The 18,800-nt window shown below is 68.6% G+C and carries 22 protein-coding genes and 1 riboswitch; of the genes, 13 read left to right on the top strand and 9 right to left on the bottom strand.

Annotated features, from left to right (window positions below; genetic code table 11):
* Positions 1 to 435, top strand: coding sequence for an ExbD/TolR family protein (locus RXV79_RS01720; protein WP_316701644.1), 435 nt, complete (start codon positions 1 to 3; stop codon positions 433 to 435).
* Positions 436 to 463: 28 nt separating this feature from the next.
* Here the strand turns inward: RXV79_RS01720 and RXV79_RS01715 are convergent, their stop codons facing one another.
* The 4 genes from RXV79_RS01715 to RXV79_RS01700 all read right to left on the bottom strand — a co-directional run bounded on the left by RXV79_RS01715 (position 464) and on the right by RXV79_RS01700 (position 5,870).
* Positions 464 to 2,923, bottom strand: coding sequence for a putative bifunctional diguanylate cyclase/phosphodiesterase (locus RXV79_RS01715; RefSeq protein WP_316701643.1), 2,460 nt, complete (start codon positions 2,921 to 2,923; stop codon positions 464 to 466).
* A gap of 11 nt (positions 2,924 to 2,934) precedes the next feature.
* Entirely contained in the window at positions 2,935 to 3,540 is a 606-nt protein-coding gene (locus RXV79_RS01710) for a methylamine utilization protein (RefSeq protein WP_316701642.1), read from the bottom strand.
* Between the two features lie 153 nt (positions 3,541 to 3,693).
* Positions 3,694 to 4,821 (bottom strand): tRNA 2-thiouridine(34) synthase MnmA, encoded by a 1,128-nt coding sequence (mnmA, locus tag RXV79_RS01705; protein WP_316701640.1) that lies wholly within the window; start codon positions 4,819 to 4,821, stop codon positions 3,694 to 3,696.
* Positions 4,822 to 4,892: 71 nt separating this feature from the next.
* Complete coding sequence (locus tag RXV79_RS01700) at positions 4,893 to 5,870, bottom strand: TRAP transporter substrate-binding protein (protein ID WP_316701639.1); 978 nt, start codon at positions 5,868 to 5,870, stop codon at positions 4,893 to 4,895.
* A gap of 188 nt (positions 5,871 to 6,058) precedes the next feature.
* Positions 6,059 to 6,209, top strand: a riboswitch (FMN riboswitch).
* Between the two features lie 91 nt (positions 6,210 to 6,300).
* On the opposite strand from RXV79_RS01700, the gene ribB reads away from it, so the two are divergent.
* Both ribB and RXV79_RS01690 read left to right on the top strand, forming a co-directional pair.
* Entirely contained in the window at positions 6,301 to 6,945 is a 645-nt protein-coding gene (gene ribB, locus RXV79_RS01695) for a 3,4-dihydroxy-2-butanone-4-phosphate synthase (protein ID WP_316701637.1), read from the top strand.
* Positions 6,946 to 6,957: 12 nt separating this feature from the next.
* Positions 6,958 to 7,254 carry a DUF1330 domain-containing protein gene (locus RXV79_RS01690; protein ID WP_316701635.1) on the top strand — a complete coding sequence of 99 codons (297 nt, stop codon included), beginning with the start codon at positions 6,958 to 6,960 and terminating at the stop codon, positions 7,252 to 7,254.
* Here RXV79_RS01690 and RXV79_RS01685 read toward each other — a convergent pair.
* Positions 7,241 to 7,651: a PaaI family thioesterase gene (locus RXV79_RS01685; protein ID WP_316701634.1), complete on the bottom strand. Its 411-nt coding sequence runs from the start codon at positions 7,649 to 7,651 to the stop codon at positions 7,241 to 7,243. The genes RXV79_RS01690 and RXV79_RS01685 overlap by 14 nt on opposite strands.
* Positions 7,648 to 8,061 (bottom strand): MerR family DNA-binding transcriptional regulator, encoded by a 414-nt coding sequence (locus RXV79_RS01680; RefSeq protein ID WP_316701633.1) that lies wholly within the window; start codon positions 8,059 to 8,061, stop codon positions 7,648 to 7,650. The genes RXV79_RS01685 and RXV79_RS01680 overlap by 4 nt, the downstream gene beginning before the upstream one ends.
* Positions 8,062 to 8,160: 99 nt before the next feature.
* On the opposite strand from RXV79_RS01680, the gene RXV79_RS01675 reads away from it, so the two are divergent.
* Positions 8,161 to 8,856 carry a BamJ family beta-barrel-assembly machinery protein gene (locus RXV79_RS01675; protein ID WP_316701632.1) on the top strand — a complete coding sequence of 232 codons (696 nt, stop codon included), beginning with the start codon at positions 8,161 to 8,163 and terminating at the stop codon, positions 8,854 to 8,856.
* Between the two features lie 16 nt (positions 8,857 to 8,872).
* On the opposite strand, the gene RXV79_RS01670 is transcribed toward RXV79_RS01675, so the two are convergent.
* The 3 genes from RXV79_RS01670 to RXV79_RS01660 all read right to left on the bottom strand — a co-directional run bounded on the left by RXV79_RS01670 (position 8,873) and on the right by RXV79_RS01660 (position 10,344).
* Positions 8,873 to 9,277: a hypothetical protein gene (locus tag RXV79_RS01670; RefSeq protein ID WP_316701631.1), complete on the bottom strand. Its 405-nt coding sequence runs from the start codon at positions 9,275 to 9,277 to the stop codon at positions 8,873 to 8,875.
* Positions 9,267 to 9,758, bottom strand: a complete 492-nt coding sequence (locus tag RXV79_RS01665; RefSeq protein ID WP_316701630.1) for a DUF1579 domain-containing protein — start codon at positions 9,756 to 9,758, stop codon at positions 9,267 to 9,269. The genes RXV79_RS01670 and RXV79_RS01665 overlap by 11 nt, the downstream gene beginning before the upstream one ends.
* A gap of 82 nt (positions 9,759 to 9,840) precedes the next feature.
* Positions 9,841 to 10,344 (bottom strand): NUDIX hydrolase, encoded by a 504-nt coding sequence (locus RXV79_RS01660; RefSeq protein WP_316701629.1) that lies wholly within the window; start codon positions 10,342 to 10,344, stop codon positions 9,841 to 9,843.
* 136 nt (positions 10,345 to 10,480) lie between these two features.
* Here RXV79_RS01660 and RXV79_RS01655 point away from each other — a divergent pair, with 136 nt between their 5' ends.
* The 9 genes from RXV79_RS01655 (at position 10,481) to RXV79_RS01615 (ending at position 18,785) form a co-directional block, all read left to right on the top strand.
* The gene (locus RXV79_RS01655) at positions 10,481 to 11,596 is read left to right on the top strand and encodes a Re/Si-specific NAD(P)(+) transhydrogenase subunit alpha (protein WP_316701628.1); all 1,116 of its coding nucleotides are present in this window, start codon (positions 10,481 to 10,483) and stop codon (positions 11,594 to 11,596) included.
* A gap of 9 nt (positions 11,597 to 11,605) precedes the next feature.
* Positions 11,606 to 11,971 carry an aspartate 1-decarboxylase gene (panD, locus tag RXV79_RS01650; RefSeq protein WP_316701627.1) on the top strand — a complete coding sequence of 122 codons (366 nt, stop codon included), beginning with the start codon at positions 11,606 to 11,608 and terminating at the stop codon, positions 11,969 to 11,971.
* An 18-nt stretch (positions 11,972 to 11,989) separates the two neighbouring features.
* The gene (locus RXV79_RS01645) at positions 11,990 to 12,310 is read left to right on the top strand and encodes an NAD(P) transhydrogenase subunit alpha part 2 (protein ID WP_316701625.1); all 321 of its coding nucleotides are present in this window, start codon (positions 11,990 to 11,992) and stop codon (positions 12,308 to 12,310) included.
* Entirely contained in the window at positions 12,307 to 13,731 is a 1,425-nt protein-coding gene (locus RXV79_RS01640) for an NAD(P)(+) transhydrogenase (Re/Si-specific) subunit beta (protein WP_296723995.1), read from the top strand. The genes RXV79_RS01645 and RXV79_RS01640 overlap by 4 nt, the downstream gene beginning before the upstream one ends.
* Positions 13,732 to 13,942: 211 nt before the next feature.
* Entirely contained in the window at positions 13,943 to 15,616 is a 1,674-nt protein-coding gene (locus RXV79_RS01635; protein ID WP_316701620.1) for a long-chain-fatty-acid--CoA ligase, read from the top strand.
* 195 nt (positions 15,617 to 15,811) lie between these two features.
* Entirely contained in the window at positions 15,812 to 16,312 is a 501-nt protein-coding gene (locus RXV79_RS01630) for a hypothetical protein (RefSeq protein WP_316701618.1), read from the top strand.
* 25 nt (positions 16,313 to 16,337) lie between these two features.
* Entirely contained in the window at positions 16,338 to 16,838 is a 501-nt protein-coding gene (locus RXV79_RS01625) for a hypothetical protein (protein ID WP_413816657.1), read from the top strand.
* Between the two features lie 47 nt (positions 16,839 to 16,885).
* Entirely contained in the window at positions 16,886 to 17,602 is a 717-nt protein-coding gene (locus RXV79_RS01620; RefSeq protein ID WP_316701617.1) for a 16S rRNA (uracil(1498)-N(3))-methyltransferase, read from the top strand.
* 10 nt (positions 17,603 to 17,612) lie between these two features.
* On the top strand, positions 17,613 to 18,785 hold the full coding sequence (locus tag RXV79_RS01615; protein ID WP_316701616.1) for an MFS transporter: 1,173 nt from the start codon (positions 17,613 to 17,615) through the stop codon (positions 18,783 to 18,785).
* Positions 18,786 to 18,800 lie beyond the last annotated feature (15 nt).

The raw sequence follows: 18,800 nt of genomic DNA, 5'->3' as shown, positions 1-18,800 counted from the left end.
ATGGCCTTCGGCCGCCTCGACCGCAGCTCGGCGCCCCCGCCGATGAGCGACATCAACATGACGCCGCTGATCGACGTGATGCTGGTGCTGCTGGTGATCTTCATGATCACCGCACCGCTGATGAGCTCGAGCCTCAAGCTCGACCTGCCCAAGAGCGACGCCGCCACCGCGAGCGACCAGCCCGACTTCATCGCGGTCTCGATCGACCCGCAAGGCCGGCTCTTCATCGCCGACCAGCCGGTCAACGCCGCCGCCTTCGCCGAGCGTGTGGCCCAGGCGGCCCGCAAGAACCCGCAGACCGAGGTGCAGCTGCGCGCCGACAAGACCGTGCCCTACGGCCGTGTGGCCGAACTGATCGGCGCGGTGCAGAAGGCCGGCCTCAACCGCATCGGCTTCGTGGCCGAACCCGCTCCCGCCGAAGGCCAGAAACCCTGAGCTGCGGCCACGCGCCCGGCACCGAGGCTCAGTGCAAGGTGACGTTCATCCGGCTCTCGCCCTTGAGCTTCATCGCCGACAGGCGCGTCGTCCAGCCGGTGGACCACGAGATGAATTCGCTGCTCGGCAGCGGCCGGCTCATGTGGAAACCCTGCGCTTCGTCGCACGCCTGCTCGCGCAGCAACTGCCACACCTGCGCGTTCTCCACCCCCTCGGCCACCACGGTGAGGCCCAGGCCGTGCGCGAGGTCGATGGTCGAGCGCACGATGCGCGCATCGTTGGGGTCTTTCTCCATGCTCATCACGAACGAGCGGTCGATCTTGATCTCGTCGACCGGCAGGCGCTTCAGGTAGGCGAGCGAGGAATAGCCGGTACCGAAGTCGTCGATCGACAGGCGAAAGCCCAGGCCCGACAGGCGCTCCAGCGTGCTCATCGCACGCTGGGGGTCGTCCATGATCGAGCTCTCGGTGATCTCCAGGCAGAAGCCCTCGGCCGGCACGATGTGCTTGACGAGCAGGGCCTCGAACTTCTGCGGCAGTTCCACGTCGAGCAGGTCTCGTGTCGAGAGGTTGACGGAGATGGTGATGCGCAGCCCCGCCTCGTTGAGCACGCGCCACATGCGCGCCGCCTCTTCGAACACCCACAGCGTGAGCGTGCGGATGAAGCCGGTCTGCTCGGCAAACGGAATGAACTCCATCGGCGGCACCAGCCCGCGCCGCGGATGCTCCCAGCGCAGCAGCGCCTCGGCGCCGACGACGTGGCCCGTGTCGAGCGCGAGCTTGGGCTGCAGGTACAGGCGCAGCTCGCGGTGGTCGACGGCATGGCGCAGCTCGCCCAGCAGCGTGAGCGTCTGGCTGCTGGCGGCGTCGAACGCGGGGTCGTAGAGCACCGGCCCGTCGTTGCGCCGTTTGGACTGGTACATCGCCACTTCGGCGCGATTGAGCAGGCCGTCGGCGTCCTGCGCGTGGTGAGGCCACACCGCCATGCCGAAGCTCGCGTTCATGTCGACGGTGTGGTCTTCGAGCGTCATCACGTCGGCGAACGCCGCATGCAGGCGTTGGGCCACCGAGCGGGTGTGGGCGAGGTCGTCGTTCGGCTCCAGGTCGGCCAGCAACACGGCGAACTCGTCGCCGCCCAGGCGTGCCACCAGGTCGCCGTTGCGCACCGCCTGTTGCGACAGGCGCTCGGCCACGCCCTTGAGCATGAGGTCGCCGAAGCGGTAACCCAGCACGTCGTTGACGTGCTTGAAGCGGTCGAGGTCGAGCATCACCACGGCGATGGAGCGGCGGTCGGCCTGCGCCTGCACCATCGCCTCGACCACCGCGTTGCGGAACTGCACGCGGTTGGGCAGGCCGGTGAGGCTGTCCCAATAGGCGAGCTTGAGGATCTCTTCCTGCTGGCCAGCCACGTTGATGCGCATGCGTTCGAAGGCGTGGGCCAGGTCGCCGACCTCGTCGGTGCGGTGCTGGCCGCCGAGCGGGGTGGCGTAGTCGCCCGCGCCCAGGCGTTCGGCCGCGGCGGCCAGGCGACGCAGCGGCGTCGTGACCCGGCGCGCCGTGAGCACGCTGCCGATGCCGAACACCAGCACGCCGAGCACCGTGAGCGCGGCCAGGCCAAGCTGCAGCTGGCGGAACGGGGCCACCGCCTCGTCGACCGAGAGCATCAGCAAGGCCGAGACCGCGGGGCCGGGCACGTCGCCTTCGGTCAGCGGCACGGCGCGGGTCTGGTATTCGCCGCTGGGCAGCACGACGCTGCCGGACTGGTCGCGGTCGACGCCCTGTTCCAGCCGCAAAAAGGCGCTGCGCGACTCCTGCGGCAGCGTCGACAGCAGCAGCGTCCACGGCGCCTGCGGCGTGGGCCGCGCTTCCAGAATGACGTGCAGCGACGAATAGCCGAGCATTTCGTCGACCAGCCGCTGGTCGACCGGAAAGCCCATCAGCACCCAGCCCACCGTGACGGGCGCTCGCAGCGGCACCAGCACGAACTGGAAGGGCCGGTTGTCGACCATCACCACGTCGCCCGCAGCCTTGCGATCGTGCAGCTGGCCCAGGCGGTTCAACACCGGCTGCAGCGAGCGCGCATCGGCCTGGGCCGAGGCGCGCAGCTTGAAGTCGGTGTCGAGCAGCGCGGCAACGCTCGCGCCGATGCGCTCGCCGTGGTTGCCGAGCACCGAGCCGATGGTGGCCTCGTCGCCGCTCGTCACGGCCGAGCGGAAACCGTAGTCGGCGGCGAGCAACGTCGCGCCCTCGGTGAGCTTGGCGGCGTTTTGCAGCAGCAGGCGCCTGAGCAGCCGCTCGCCCACTTCGAGATCGCCTGCGATCGCGGCACGCGCGTTGTGGTCGATGCTGGCGCGGATGGCGAGGAAGCTCAGGCCCTGCACCACCAGCAGCAGGCCGAGGAACACGAACACGATGCGGGCGCTGAGCGACTTGCGCAGCCAGCGCCGCACCCGCGCGATCGGTCCGGGGCGGGGCGACGGGGCGCTCATGGTCGTATGGCTCACAGCGGCGCCGCCGGCAGGCTGAGTTGGGCGCGGGCGTCGCCCCCTGCGACCGTGAAGGCCACGGGCGCCGGCTCCTTGCCCGCCGGCACCCCGGCGTGCCAGGCGCGCAGGCGGTAGGGGCCGGGCGGCACGCCCTCGAGCCGCACCTGGCCCTGGGCATCGGTGCGCGCGAAATACGGCGTGTCGACCACCACCACCCAGGCCGCCATGCGGTCGTGGATGTTGCAGCCGAGCACGGCGGCGCCGGGCTTGTCGAACACGATGGGCTTGGCGGGCACGCCGGCGTAGAGCTTCAGCTCGAAGGTCTTGATCGGCGAGAACGAATACACGTGGTGGCGCACGGTGTCGAAGTTCGGGAAGCTCACCGGCGTGCCGACCGTGACCACGGTGAGGCTCGGGTTGAATTTGCGCTGCGCCTGCGCGATCTCGACCATGGGCATGGGTTTGACCGGCGGACGTGGGCCGGTCGCGTCGAGCATCACCACCGCGTCCGCCAGCGGCCGCCCGCCCTCATCGGTGACGGCCACGTGGACCGCGGCGTGGGCGAGCGCCGGCACCAGCACGCTGAACGCAAGGACGAAGGCAAGAGGAATTCGGGGCATGTGGGCGCGTCGACAGCAGCGCCCGGCCGGTTGGTCGGGCTCCTCGGTGTATCGGCTTGCAACCGGGGGACTTGAAGACGCGCGAGCCCTCACACGCCGGGGCGTGCAGCAGTTCACGGTCATTTCCCTGGCCGTGTGTTGATGAGCGCTGGCTTACCTGGCTTCGGCCGTCTCGGGCTCGGTGATCGCCGCCGAGATCACGCCCCCACCCAGACAGACCTCGCCGTCGTAGATCACGGCCGACTGGCCGGGGGTCACGGCCCATTGCGGGCTGTCGAAGTGCAGCGTGAAGCCGCTCGCCGTCGGGGCGATGGTGCAGGGCGCATCGCTCTGCCGATAGCGGGTCTTGGCTGCCACCGGGCCGGCCCTCGGCGGCTGGCCGGCCACCCAGCTCAGGTCGTCGGCGGCGAGGCCCGACGAGAGCAGCCACGGGTGGTCATGGCCCTGCACCACCGAGAGCGTGTTGCGCGCCATGTCCTTGCGCGCCACGAACCAGGGCTCGTGCTCGCTGCCGCCCTTGGCCGCACCGCGCTCCTTCAGGCCGCCGATGCCGATGCCCTTGCGCTGGCCCAGCGTGTAGAAGGAAAGGCCCACGTGCTCGCCCACCTTGCGGCCACGGTCGTCGAGGATGGGGCCGGGCTGGTTGGCGAGGTAGCGGTTGAGGAACTCGCGGAACGGCCGTTCGCCGATGAAGCAGATGCCGGTCGAGTCTTTCTTCTTCGCGTTCGGCAGGCCGATCTCGGCGGCGATGCGGCGCACCTCGGTCTTGGGCAGCTCGCCGACCGGGAACATGGTCTTGCTCAACTGCGCCTGCGTCAGGCGGTGCAGGAAGTAGCTCTGGTCCTTCAACGGATCCAGGCCCTTGAGCAGCTGGAATTCGCCCTTCACCTCACGCACACGGGCGTAGTGGCCGGTCGCGATCTTCCCGGCGCCCAGGCGCATCGCGTGGTCGAGGAAGGCCTTGAACTTGATCTCGGCATTGCACAGCACGTCGGGATTGGGTGTGCGGCCGGCCTGGTACTCGCGCAGGAACTCGGCGAAGACGCGGTCTTTGTACTCGGCGGCGAAGTTCACGTGCTCGATCTCGATGCCGAGCACGTCGGCCACCGAGGCGGCATCGAGAAAGTCCTGGCGCGACGAGCAGTATTCGTCGTCGTCATCGTCTTCCCAGTTCTTCATGAAGATGCCGATGACCTCGTGGCCCTGCTGTTTGAGCAGGTGCGCGCTCACCGCGGAATCGACACCGCCGCTCAGGCCCACGACCACACGCTCTTTCACCATGGGTTGCGATTGTAGGAAGCGCGCCCCGGCGGCGCTGGCGCAGGGAGACTGCGGGCCTTCTCGCGCCGCCCTCAACGCGCGGCGTAGAAGGGCACGAACACCTCGTTGGCCTCGCGCCCCACGCTATGCAGCCATTCGAGCGAGAAGCGCTCGCCGAGCCGGCGGATGACCGGCTGCAGCAGCGGCGGCGCCGGCTCCGTGCGCAGGCCGTTGCGCCGCAGCTCCTGCGCCGATTCGGTGGCGGCCACGCGGCTGGCCGCCCAGCCGGCGGTTTCGGCGGCGCTGGCGGACTGAAGCACCGCCTGTCGCTGCGCGTCCGACAGCGCCGCATACGCCGCGGCGTTGGCGAAGGTGAGGTTCTTCGGGAACCAGGCGTTGATCTCGTAGAAGAACTTGAAGGCGCTCCAGACCTTGTTCTCCACGCCGGTCACGGCGGAGGTGATCATGGTGTCGATGCGACCCTCGGCGAGCGCCTGGCCCACCTTGGACATCGGCACGTCGACCGGCTCGGCGCCGAGCAGCTGCGCGATGCGCACGGTGGTGGCGTTGTAGGTGCGCATGCGGGTGCCGCGCAGGTCGTCGGCGCTGCGCACCGGGCGGATGGTGTAGAGCCCCTGCGGCGGCCACGGCACGGCAAAAAGCGGCTTCAAGCCGCGCGCCTCGAAGTGGCGCTCGACCAGCGGGCGCTGGTGCTGCCACAGGCGCTGTGCGTCCTCGTAGCTGGCGACGACGAAGGGCACGGCGTCGGCGCCGGCGATGGGGATGTCCTGCGCCAAGCCGGTCATGATGACCTCGCCCGCCTGCACGCGGCCGGCACGAACGGCGGCGGCGATCTGCGCCAGCGGCACGCCCTGGTTGTCGGGCTGCACCTCGATGCGCAGGCTCCCGCCGGTGCCGGCCTCCACCATCCGCGCGAAACGCGCGACGTTCTGGCCCTGGAAGGAATCGGCCTTGTAGCCGGTGGGCAGCGTCCAGGTTGTCGCGGCGGCCCGGCCCGCGGTAGGCGCGAGGGTAGCGGCGGCGGTGAGCAGCAGGTGACGGCGTCGCATGGGGCCTCCTGTCGTGGCGGTGGCCGCATGGTGGAGCGCATGGCCCGCGCCGTGGATGGAAAGTTTTTCGGTCGCGGCATCGGAAAAATCGATGCCGTGGCGTGTGTCACACGGCGCGTGGTGTCGTGCAGATGACAGCCGCGGCGCGCGAGCTGACCAAAGATCGCAGCGCCGGCCTTCAGGCCGGCACACGTCTTCAGGGCGGGGCGAAATTCCCCACCGGCGGTATGCGGCGCAAGCCGCGAGCCCGCGAGCGCCTCGCTCTTCTCAGGGTGAGGGTCAGCAGACCTGGTGCAAGGCCAGGGCCGACGGTCACAGTCCGGATGCAAGAAGATGTGCCGACACATGGCTGCCCAGTCGGGCCACCGGCGTGGGTGTCATGCGTTTGCGCGCCCTGGAACGTTTTTCGTCAACCCACGAGGAGCGTTTCATGTCTCAACCGACCTTTAACACCTACCCCCATCGACTGCGAACCGCGCTACGTGCGCTCTACGCGGGCCGGCCCATCCTGCTCTTCGACGACGACGAGCGCGAGAACGAGGCCGACCTCATCGTCGCCGCCGAACACATCACGCCCGAGGTGATGGCGATGTTCATCCGCGAGGGCAGCGGCATCGTCTGCCTGTGCCTGCCGCCCGATCGACTGGATCAGCTCGCGCTGCAACCCATGGTGCCGTGCAACGAGAGCCGCTACGGCACGGCCTTCACCGTGTCGATCGAAGCGCGGCATGGCGTGGCCACCGGCGTGAGCGCGGCCGACCGGGTGACGACGATCCGCGCGGCGATTGCCGAGGGCGCGCAGCCCAGCGATCTGGTGAGGCCAGGCCATGTTTTCCCGCTCTGCGCACGCCCCGGCGGCGTGCTGGAGCGCGACGGCCACACCGAAGGCTCGGTCGACCTCATGTGCATGGCGGGCCTCAAGCCTGCCGCGGTGCTGTGCGAGCTGATGAATCCCGACGGCACGATGGCGCGCGGCGAAGACGTGACCCGATTCGCGCTCGCCCACGGCCTGCCCACGCTCACCATCGCCGAGATCGTGCACTGGCGGCGCCAGAGCGAGCCGGCACTGGCCTGAGGAGGTGCCGCGATGACCGTCTACGTGATGGCGCAGCTGAAGTTCACCGACCGCGCCGCCTACGACCGGTACCAGTCGCGCTTCTTCGGCGTGTTCTCGCGCTTCCAGGGCACGCTGCTCGTGGCCGACGAGGCGCCCCTGGTGGTGGAAGGCGAGTGGCCGCGCGACAAGGTGGTGCTCATGTCCTTCCCCGACCAGGGGGCCTACCGCGCGTTTGCCGAGTCGCCCGAGTACCAGGAGATCTCACGCGACCGCAAAGCCGGCGCGGACGCGGTGGTGCTGCTGTTGCGAGGCCTCAGACCATCCTGAAGCTGGCGTTGCCGCGTGCGATGAGGCGCTCGCCACAGACCACGCGGCATTCGGCGAACGCCAGGGTGCGGCCGAGCTTGAGCACGTTCGGCTGCACCTCCAGCCATTCGCCGATGCGCGCGGCGTCGAGGAAGTCCAGCGCCAGCGTCACCGTCACGGCGCTGGCCTGCTCCTGCCCCGGCTGCTGGCGTGCGAGGCGCACGATCGACAGGCCCATCGCGTTGTCGGCCAGGGCACTGATGAGCCCGCCGTGGGCGAAGCCACGCCCATTGCAATGCGCGTCGCGGACCTCGACCGCCAGCTGCACCGAGTCGGCCGTCTCGCGGGAAAGCAGTGGCTCCCAGGGATCGGTGAGTGGGCTGCGCCGCGTGTGGCGCGCATAGCCTTCGGGGGTCATGGTCGGTCCTTTCGGGGTCGAACCCAGCCACCCTTTGGGGCCAGGCGGTGCTTGTCGGCCTCGCGCTGGCGTTGCTGCAGCCAGGCGATGTGCGAGACCAGCTTCTTGCGCAGCGCGCGCTGCTCGGCGACGAGCGCGTCGACCTCGGCGATGCGCACCTGCATGGCCTCGATCATTTGCTCGAAGGTGAGCGTGCCGGCCCGGTAGCGCGGCACGGCGTCGCCGAGGTCCTGGAGCGAAAAGCCGAGGTCGCGGCCCATCGAGAGGAACACCACCTCGCGCACCGCGCGCTCGCCGAACTCGCGGTAGCCCGAAGGCTGGCGTTCGGCGTGGATCAGCCCGGCGTCTTCGTAGCGCCGCAGTCGGTGCACCGAGACGCCGGTGCGGCGGGCCAGTTCGGAAATCTTCATGCGGGCAACCTTAGCAAGCCTCGCACTGTGCGAGGGTCGCGGCCGCGACCGGCGGACAGAGGATACTCGCGCCTCGCTCTACTACAACACCCCCGAGACATGAAACACGTCCTCGCCCTGGCCCTGTGCCTCGCCCTGCCCGCCTTCGCCGCCGACCCGGCGCCCAAGCTCACCACCGATGCGCAGAAGGCCGCCTATTCCATCGGCTTCAACTTCGGCTCGTCGGTCAGCAAGGAGGTGCCCGACATCGACACCGAAGCGCTGCAGCGCGGCGTGCAGGACGCGTTGAAGAAGAAGCAGCCCGCGCTCACGCAGGAGCAGCAGGCCGAGGTGATGGGCAAGTTCCAGCAGCAGCTGATGGCGCAGCGCACCGCCCGCATGGAAGCCGCCGAAAAGAAGAACAGCGAAGCCGCCGCCAAGTTCATGGCCGAGAACGCCAAGAAGCCCGGCGTGACGGCGCTGCCGAGCGGCCTGCAGTACCAGGTGATCGCAAGTGGCAAGGGCGCAAGCCCGAAGGCGACCGACCGCGTGAAGGTGCACTACACCGGCACGCTGCTCGACGGCACGGTGTTCGACAGCTCCATCAAGCGCGGCGAGCCGGCCACCTTCCAGGTCGACCAGGTGATCCCGGGCTGGACGCAGGCGCTGCAGAAGATGAAGGTCGGCGACAAGTGGAAGCTCTTCATTCCGCCCGAGCTCGGCTACGGCAAGCGCGGCGCGCCCGGCGGCAAGATCGAGCCGAGCATGGCGCTCGTCTTCGAGGTGGAACTGCTGGAAGTGATCGCGTCGAAGTGACGCGAGGCCGCGGCCGTCAGCGCAGCGCGCGGAAGGCCGCGAGCAAATAGTGCTCGGGCGGGTGGGTGTCGCAGGCGCTCGTCGGCTCGTCGAAGGCGAGCAGCAGGCGTTCGTCGCCCACCCTCACGCTGCTCGCCAGGCACGCCGCCGTGGCGGGCAGGAGCGGCACCAGCGCGTCGTTCGCCGGCCCCTTGAACGATTCGAGCACCCTCAAGAGCGCCCGGCCGGTGGCGGCGTCGACCTCGACCACCCGGCCGTAGACCGCCAGCCGCGCCTTGTCGAGCGCCTCGCGCGCGGTCTTCTCCTGCACCTCGGGCGGGAAGCAGTTGCAGCCGCCGGCCACCTGCGCGCCGGCCGGGCCGGTGAGCGCCAGCCAGCCAAGGCCGCACAGCAGGGCGTGGCGGATGCGCTCAGCGTTCAAGGCGTGTGAACTCCATGGTCCAGTTGGTTTCCCAGGTGGCGCCGGCATCGGGCGAGAAGGCTTGCTCCCAGGTCGGGTGAGCCCCGGGGTTGGGGCGCCAGATGAAGCGCACGCGGATGGGCCGCCCGTCGAGGGTGTCGTCGGCGTGGAAGACCCCCACGCCCTCGGAGAACCGGCCCACCACCGGCACGTCGAGCCGATGCGGGTGGCGGCCGTCGAGCCACCAGATCGCCCAGGTGGCACTCGCCGGGTCGTAGGACCGCACCGCGATGGCGCGCACCTCGCCGTCGGGCAAGTGCAGCAGGTTGTCTTCGAGGTTGCCGAAGCCCCCCAGGGTCGGGCGTGTGGACGACAGGCCCTCGAACGCGGTCCATTCCGTGCAGCCTGCGAGGCGGGCGTTCAGGCGGCGGTGCTGCACGCGCCAGTCGCCGACGATGAAGTCGAAATCGTGGGGGGCGGTGGGGGCGGTGGGCAATGGCATGTGTCGGCTCCTGTGCTTGTGCGGCGAAAGGGCCGATCGTGGGCGGGGGCTGCTGCCAACGGCCTGTCAGGACGGGTGCCGCTCAGCGCTTGATCTCGGGCGTGTGCACCGTCGCATCGGCGTGCACGAGCGAGAGCGGGTGGCGCCGGCCGGCGAGATAGTCTTCGATGCAGGCGAGCACGAGGGCGCTGCGGTGGCGCTCGCGGCTCGCGCGCAGCTCGGGCAGGCTCATCCACAGGGTGCGCACGATGCCTTCGTCGAGCCGGCGGGCCGGGTCGGGCGCGCCGACGGTGCCGCCGTAGGCCAGGCGCACATAGGTCACGTCTTCGCCGGTGGCCGGCCGCTGGAAACGCGACAGGTACACACCCACCACGCACTGCGGCGCGAAGGCGCAGGCCGTCTCTTCGAGCACCTCGCGCTGCACGCCCTGCTCGGGCGTCTCGCCCTCTTCAAGGTGGCCGGCCGGGTTGTTGAGCTTCAGACCTTCGGCGGTGTCTTCTTCCACCAACAGAAAGCGGCTCTCGCCGTCAACCACGCGCTCGATGACCGCGGCCACGGTGACACTGGGCTTCCAACGTTCAGACATGGGCGGCATGGTAGTCGCGTGTCTCTCCTGTGACACCAAGGCGACGACGACGTGCGCGCGATGCGTTACGCTCGCGTGTTTTTGTAAGTTCAGCGCAAGCTCGATGGGCTGCGCCCGCGACGGAGGAGTCAGTTCCATGTTGATTGGGGTACCGCTCGAGACGGTGGCCGGTGAGACGCGCGTGGCCGTCACGCCTGAAACCGCGAAGAAACTCAAGGCCCAGGGGCACACCCTGCGCATCCAGTCGGGTGCCGGCGTGGCCGCCAGTGCCACCGACGAGGCCTACATCGCCGCCGGTGCCGAGATCACCGACCAGGCCGGGGCCTTGGGCGCCGACCTGGTGCTCAAGGTGCGCGCGCCGGTCGACTCCGAGCTGTCGCTGATGAAGAGCGGCGCCAACCTCGTCGGCATGCTCAACCCCTTTGACGCCGCCGGCCTGCAGCGCATCGCCCGCGCCGGCCTCACGAGCTTCGCGCTCGAAGCCGCGCCGCGCACGACGCGTGCGCAGAGCATGGACGTGCTGTCCTCGCAGGCCAACATCGCCGGCTACAAGGCTGTGATGATCGCCGCCGACAAGTACCAGCGCTTCTTCCCGATGCTGATGACCGCCGCCGGCACGGTGAAGGCCGCGCGCGTCGTGATCCTCGGCGTGGGCGTGGCTGGCCTGCAGGCGATTGCCACCGCCAAGCGCCTGGGCGCGGTGATCGAGGCCTCCGACGTGCGGCCTTCGGTGAAGGAACAGGTCGAGTCGCTGGGCGCGAAGTTCATCGACGTGTCCTACGACACGCCGGAAGAGAAGGAAGCCGCCGAAGGTGTGGGCGGCTACGCCAAGCCGATGCCGCAGAGCTGGCTCGACCGCCAGAAGGTCGAGGTGGCCAAGCGTGTGGCCGCGGCCGACATCGTCATCACCACCGCCCTCATCCCCGGCCGCGCCGCGCCGGTGCTCGTGACCGAAGAGATGGTCAAGGCGATGAAGCCGGGCTCGGTGATCGTTGACCTCGCCGCCGCGCAAGGCGGCAACTGCCCGCTGACCGAGGCCAACAAGACGGTCGTGAAGCACGGCGTCACGCTGGTCGGCGAGACCAACCTGCCGGCACTCGTGGCCGCCGATGCCAGCGCGCTCTACGCGCGCAACGTGCTCGACTTCCTGAAGCTCGTCATCACCAAGGAAGGTGGCTTCAACGTGCCGATGGACGACGACATCGTGGCCGCCTGCCTGATGACGCAGGGCGGCGAAGTGAAGCGGAAGTAAGAGGCCAGCATGAACAACCGAGTGATGCTGCGGGCGAAGTTGCACCGCGCCACCGTCACTGAAGCCGACCTGCACTACGAGGGCTCGTGCGGCATCGATGAAGACCTGCTGGAAGCCGCCAACATGGTGGAGTACGAGCGCATCGAGCTCTACAACATCAACAACGGCGAGCGCTTCTCGACCTACATCATCAAGGCGCCGCGCGGCTCGGGGACGATCTCCCTGAACGGCGCCGCCGCCCGCCGTGCACATGTGGGCGACCTGCTCATCATCTGCACCTACGCGACGATGAGCGAGGTCAACTCCGCCACCTACAAGCCGACCGTGGTGCTGCTCGACGAGCGCAACCACGTCAAAGAAATTCGCAAGCTCTAATCACAAGGAGAACGTCGGATGGACATCATCTCGCCGACCATCACCAACCTCATCATCTTCGTGCTCGCGATCTACGTGGGCTACCACGTGGTCTGGACGGTCACCCCCGCCCTGCACACCCCGCTGATGGCCGTGACCAACGCCATCTCGGCCATCGTGATCGTGGGCGCCATGCTGGCCGCCGCACTCACCGAGACACCGCTTGGCAAGACCATGGGCGTGCTCGCCGTGGCGCTGGCCGCGGTCAACGTCTTCGGCGGCTTCCTGGTCACACGGCGAATGCTCGAGATGTTCAAGAAGAAAGAGAAGAAGGCCCCCGCCAAGGAGGGCGCGAAATGAGCATGAATGTCGTCACGCTGCTCTACCTCGTTGCGAGCATCTGCTTCATCCAGGCCCTGAAGGGCCTGAGCCACCCGACCACGTCGATCCGCGGCAACCTCTTCGGCATGGTCGGCATGGCCATCGCCGTGGTGACCACCGGCGCCCTGATCGTCAAGCTGGCCGGCGGCAGCGCCCTCGGCCTCGGCTGGGTGCTGCTGGGCCTGCTGGTGGGCGGCACGGCCGGCGCCATCATGGCCAAGCGCGTCGAGATGACCAAGATGCCCGAGCTGGTCGCCTTCATGCACAGCATGATCGGCCTGGCCGCGGTGTTCATCGCGGTGGCCGCCGTGGCCGAGCCGCATGCGTTCAACATCGCGGCCAAGGGCGACCCGATCCCCACCGGCAACCGGCTGGAGCTCTTCCTCGGTGCGGCCATCGGCGCCATCACCTTCAGCGGCTCGGTGATCGCCTTCGGCAAGCTCTCGGGCAAGTACAAGTTCCGCCTGTTCCAGGGTGCGCCGGTCGTGTTCGCCGGCCAGCACATGCTGAACCTGGTGCTGGGCCTGGCCACCGTGGGCCTCGGCCTCGTGTTCATGTTCACCGGCAACTGGAACGCCTTCTTCGCGATGCTCGCGCTGAGCTTCGTGATGGGCGTGCTGATCATCATCCCGATCGGCGGCGCCGACATGCCGGTGGTGGTGTCGATGCTCAACAGCTACTCGGGCTGGGCGGCAGCCGGCATCGGCTTCTCGCTCAACAACAGCATGCTGATCATTGCCGGTTCGCTGGTGGGCTCGTCGGGCGCGATCCTGAGCTACATCATGTGCAAGGCGATGAACCGCTCGTTCTTCAACGTGATCCTCGGCGGCTTTGGCGGTGACGCCACGGCGGCGGTGGGCGGCGCTCAGCAGCAGCGCAACGTGAAGAGCGGCAGCGCCGACGACGCAGCCTTCGTGCTCGGCAATGCCGAGACGGTGGTGATCGTGCCGGGCTATGGCCTGGCCGTCGCCCGCGCCCAGCACGCGGTGAAGGAACTCGCCGCCAAGCTGACCGAGAAGGGCGTGACGGTGAAGTACGCCATCCACCCGGTGGCCGGCCGCATGCCGGGCCACATGAACGTGCTGCTCGCCGAAGCCGAAGTGCCCTACGACCAGGTCTTCGAGATGGAAGACATCAACGGCGAATTCGGCCAGGCCGACGTGGCCATCATCCTCGGCGCCAACGACGTGGTGAACCCGGCTGCGCACGTGAAGGGCAGCCCGATCTACGGCATGCCCATCCTCGAGGCGTACAAGGCCAAGACCATCATCGTCAACAAGCGCTCGATGGCCGCCGGTTATGCCGGCCTTGACAACGAACTCTTCTACATGGACAAGACCATGATGGTCTTCGGCGATGCGAAGAAGGTCGTGGAAGACATGGTGAAGGCGGTCGAGTAGGCACGCCTCGCCAGTCGTGACGTAGTTCTCGGCCCAGACCCTTCCAAAGGGGGTCTGGGCCGATGTCTTTTGGGGCCCTTTCTAGAGGCAAAAACTCAGAAAAGAACGATCGTTCGCTCGAAACCCCTGATGGAGTACACGTCAGTTCCACGTCAGAATCGCCCGCTTCATGCAGACCGCGGTCTCGGACTCTCTTTCGGAGAAATCAAAAATGGAAAAAGTGTGGCTCAAGCAGTACCCGGCCAGCGTGCCTGAGCAGATCGACTTCGGGCAGTACCCGTCGTTGCTGGCCCTGCTCGAAGAGTCGTTCAAGAAGCACGCCTCGGCCACGGCCTACAAGTTCATGGGCAAGGGCTTCACCTTCGCCCAGATCGACGAGCAGTCGCGGGCGCTTGCCGCCTACCTGCAGTCGCAGGGCCTGGAGAAGGGCGACCGCGTGGCGATCATGATGCCCAACGTGCCGCAGTACCCCGTGGCCGTGGCCGCGATCATCCGCGCCGGCCTGGTGGTGGTGAACGTGAACCCGCTCTACACCCCGCGCGAGCTCGAGCACCAGTTGAAGGACTCGGGCGCCAAGGCCATCGTCATCATCGAGAACTTCGCCGCCACGCTGCAGGCCTGTTATGCCGCCGTGCCGACCAAGAAGGTGATCCTCGCCTCGATGGGCGACATGCTTGGCCTGAAGGGCCTGATCGTCAACTACGTCGTGCGCAACGTGAAGAAGATGGTGCCGGCGTTCAGCCTGCCCAACGCCGTGCGCTTCAAGGACGCCGTGGCCGCCGGCCGCAAGGCCGCCTACCGCGCACCCGACACCAAGCCGACCGACATCGCCGTGCTGCAGTACACCGGCGGCACCACTGGCGTGAGCAAGGGCGCGGTGCTGCTGCATCGCAACCTCGTGGCCAACACGTTGCAGTGCGAAGCCTGGTACCAGCCGGCGCTGAAGAAGATGACGCCCGGCGAGCAGATCACCACCGTGGCCGCACTGCCGCTGTATCACATCTTCGGTTTCACCTCGAACATGATGCTCGGTATGCGCATGGGCGGCTGCAACATCCTCATCCCGAACCCGCGCGACATCCCCGCCGTGTTCAAGGACCTGTCGCGCGAGCGCATCCACAGCTTCCCGGCGGTGAACACGCTCTTCATGGCGATGGCCAACCACCCCGACTTCAACACCGTCGACTGGAGCCACCTCAGGATCTCGGTGGGTGGCGGCATGGCCGTGCAGCAGGCCACCGCTAAGCTGTGGCTCGAGAAGACCGGCTGCCCGATCGTCGAAGGCTACGGCCTGTCGGAGACCTCGCCCACCGCCACCTGCAACCCGACCGACAGCGACAAGTTCACCGGCACCATCGGCCTGCCGCTGCCGGGCACCGAGCTCAAGCTGCTCGATGACGACGGCAACGAAGTGCCGCCCGGCACGCCGGGCGAGATCGCCATCCGCGGCCCGCAGGTGATGGCCGGCTACTGGCAGCGCCCCGACGAGACCGCGAAGGTGATGACGGCCGACGGCTTCTTCCGCACCGGCGACATCGGCACCGTGGACGACCGCGGCTTCTTCCGCATCGTCGACCGCAAGAAGGACATGATCCTCGTGAGCGGCTTCAACGTGTACCCGAACGAGGTCGAAGACGTGGTGACGCAGATGCCCGGCGTGCTCGAATGCGCCGCAGTCGGCGTGCCCGACGCGAAGGCCGGCGAGGCGGTGAAGCTCGTCATCGTGCGCAGCAACCCCGCCGTCACCGAAGCCGATGTGCGGGCCTATTGCGAGGCCAACATGACGGGCTACAAACGGCCCAAGGTGGTGGAGTTCCGCAACGAGCTGCCTAAGACGCCGGTCGGAAAGATCCTGCGTCGCGAGCTGCGCGACAAGGCCGCCTGACTTCCGCCTGGCCCGCCGTGACGCAATACCTTCGCAAGCGGCGGGAATTCGTGAAAATTTCGTGGCGAGGCGGTTCTAATGCGGAACGTCGCCGCGCGCGGGTGACCGAAGGGGTGCATACAGACCCCAAGGGAGTTTGGTGAGGGGCCAACCGAGCCCCGTCGCCGAAACCACGTGGTCCACGGGAGGTTGTCAGTGATCTGGAGCAAGACCGAAGCAGGACGAGCCGAAGTGCAGGCACGCGCGCTGGTGAAAGAGCGCCTGCAGCGCAACCTGCTGCTGCTGATCGACGGGGTCAAGACCGAAGAGATGCTGCTGGCCAACGTGGTCGGACTGAAGCCCGAGGACTTCAAGTTCCTCGAATCGCTGCAATTGATCGCCCCGGTCGCCTCGTCGTCGAACGGGCGTTCGTCCGGCTCGTCGTCTGACCGCGGCGGCGCCGCGACCCAGCCGATGACGCTGCCCCCGCCGCTCGAAGAAGCCGGGGAGATGGACTACGGTCAGTTCACCGCCAGGCTGACGCAGCTCATCTCGAGCGAACTCGGCCTGCGCGGCTTCACGCTCACGCTTGCGGTCGAGAAGGCCTCGACCATCGAGGAGCTGCGCGCGGTGGGTGACCGGGTGCTCGAGCAGATCCGCGAGCGCAAGGGCGTGGCCGTCGCCGACAAGGCCCGCCGCACCCTCTACGGCAGTTGACCGGCGGGCTGACCGGCCGCTTATCTTGAATTTCGTGCAAGCGCTGCGGCGCGGCCTTCGGGCCGTGCTGCTGAGCGTTGCCGCCGTCGTGCTCTTCGTCGAGGAGTGGGGCTGGCGCCCGCTCGCGGCCTGCGTCGCGTGGAGCGCCCGCTGGCCGCCGCTCGCACGGCTCGAAGCCGCGATCCGGCGCCTGCCGCCGCTCGGCGCGCTGCTGCTCTTCATCGTGCCCGCGGTGCTGCTCTTCCCGGTGAAGCTGGCCGCGCTGTGGCTGATGCACCGGGGCCAGGCCGGCCTCGGCCTCCTGGTCATCGTCGTGGCGAAACTCGTCGGCACCGCGCTCGTGGGCCGCATCTACCTGCTCACACAGGCGCAGCTGATGCAGTACGCCTGGTTCGCGCGGGCGCTCGGCTGGTGGATCGCGACGAAGGCGCGCGTGAAAGCCGCGCTGCACCGCTCGGCGCTGTGGCGCACACTGCAGGCGCTGCGTCGACGTGTGCGGCTGATGCTGCGCCGGATCGCGCGCTGAAGCGCGCGGAGTGAGCTGCTCGGTGCGGCTTGCGGCACACTCGCCGGATGCCCGCCCGCGTGTTCGTCGACCAAGCCCTTCCTCTCGAGACCGTGATCGACCTGCCGCCCGGCCCGGCCCGGCACGTGCAGGTGCTGCGCCTGCAGCCCGGCGACGCCCTCACGCTCTTCAATGGCCAGGGCGGCGAATGCTCGGCCCGCGTGCAACAGATGGGGCGCAGCCAGGTGAGCGTGCAGATCCTGACGCACGATCCGGTCGACCGCGAGCTGGCCCGGCACGTCACGCTGGCGGTCGGCATGCCGGCCAACGAGCGCATGGACACGCTCGTCGAGAAGGCCACCGAGCTTGGCGTGGCCGCGCTGCAGCCGCTCGTGTGCGAGCGCTCGGTGCTGCGCCTGGCCGGCGAGCGTGCCGAGAAACGCCAGGCCCACTGGCAGGCGGTGGCGGTCGCGGCCTGTGAGCAGAGCGGGCGCACCCGCGTGCCCACCATCGCGCCGGTGCTCACCTTGCCTGCATGGCTGGCGAACGGGCCGGTGCGTGACGGGATGTCGGCCTGCGTGCTCGACCCCCGCGCCGGCACCGCGGCCCTGCCAGAGACGGGCGCGGCCTTGTTCCTGAGCGGCCCCGAAGGCGGCCTGAGCGACGCCGAAGTGCAACTCGCCGAAGCCGCCGGCTTCCGCCGCGTGGGCCTCGGCCCGCGGGTGCTGCGCGCCGACACCGCGCCGCTCGCCGTGCTGGCCCATCTCTCCCTGCGTTCGCTTTGAAAGTCGCCCCATGAATGCATCGCTGCTGTGGCTGACCCTCTGCCAGGGTTTCCTGCTGATCAACAACGTCACCTTCATCGCGATCAACGGCCTGGTCGGCCTGCAGCTCGCACCCAACATCTGGCTGGCCACGCTGCCGGTGATGGGCTACGTGGCGGGCGGCGCGCTCTTCACCGGCCTCGTGGCCCGCCATCACCGAGCCTGGGGCCGAAGGCGCGCGTTCCAGGTGAGCCTGCTGGTGGCGATGGTCTCGACCGCACTGTGCGCCTGGGCCGCAATGGCCCACCAGTTCTGGTGGCTGGTGGCCGGCACGGTGATCGCGGGCTACTACAACGCGAGCGCCGGCCTCTACCGCTTCGCGGCGACCGAACTCGTCACGCCCGCCTTCAAGGAGCGTGCGATCTCCTGGGTGCTGGCCGGCGGCATCCTCGGCGGCGTGGTGGGCCCGCAGCTCGCCAACCTCACGCGCGACGTGCTGCCGGTGCCCTTTGCCGGCGCGTATGCGGCGCTGGTCGTGGTGGCCGTGATGGCGCTCGCGGTGATCTCCTTCATCCCGTTCCCGCCCCTGCCGCTGCCGAGTGCCACCCACCCGGGGCGGCCCCTGCGCGAGATCGCCCGCCAGCCGGTGTTCATCGCCTCGGTGATGGCGTGTGCGCTCGGTTACGGCGTGATGAGCCTGCTGATGACGGCCACGCCGATCGCGATGGCGCAGTGCAAGCACCCGTTCTCCAGCGCCGCGCTGGTGCTCGAGTGGCACGTGCTCGGCATGTTCGTGCCGAGCTTCTTCACCGGCAGCCTCATCAAGCGCTTCGGCGTGATGCCGATCCTCGTCGTGGGCCTGGTGCTCAACATCGCGTGTGTCGTGATCGCGCTGTCGGGCATCGACCTCATGCACTTCATCGGCGCCCTGCTGCTGCTCGGCGTGGGCTGGAATTTCCTCTACGTCGGCGGCACCACGCTCTTCACCGAAGCCTACCGTCCAGAAGAGCGCACGACCGCGCAGGCAGCCATGGATTTCTGGGTCTACATCACCATGGCCCTCACCGCCTTCGGCTCCGGTGCGCTCGTCACCACCGGTGGCTGGACCTGGATGAACCTCGGCACCCTGGTGCCGCTGGCCGTGCTGGCCGGCACGCTGATCTGGCTGGGCCGGCAGCGGCGAGCGCTCGCCACTGCTGGTTAGCCCCAGGCAGCGGAT

This window comes from Piscinibacter gummiphilus, assembly GCF_032681285.1.
Classification (GTDB): Bacteria; Pseudomonadota; Gammaproteobacteria; order Burkholderiales; family Burkholderiaceae_C; genus Rhizobacter; species Rhizobacter gummiphilus_A.
This window is presented reverse-complemented; position numbering and strand designations above follow the sequence as displayed.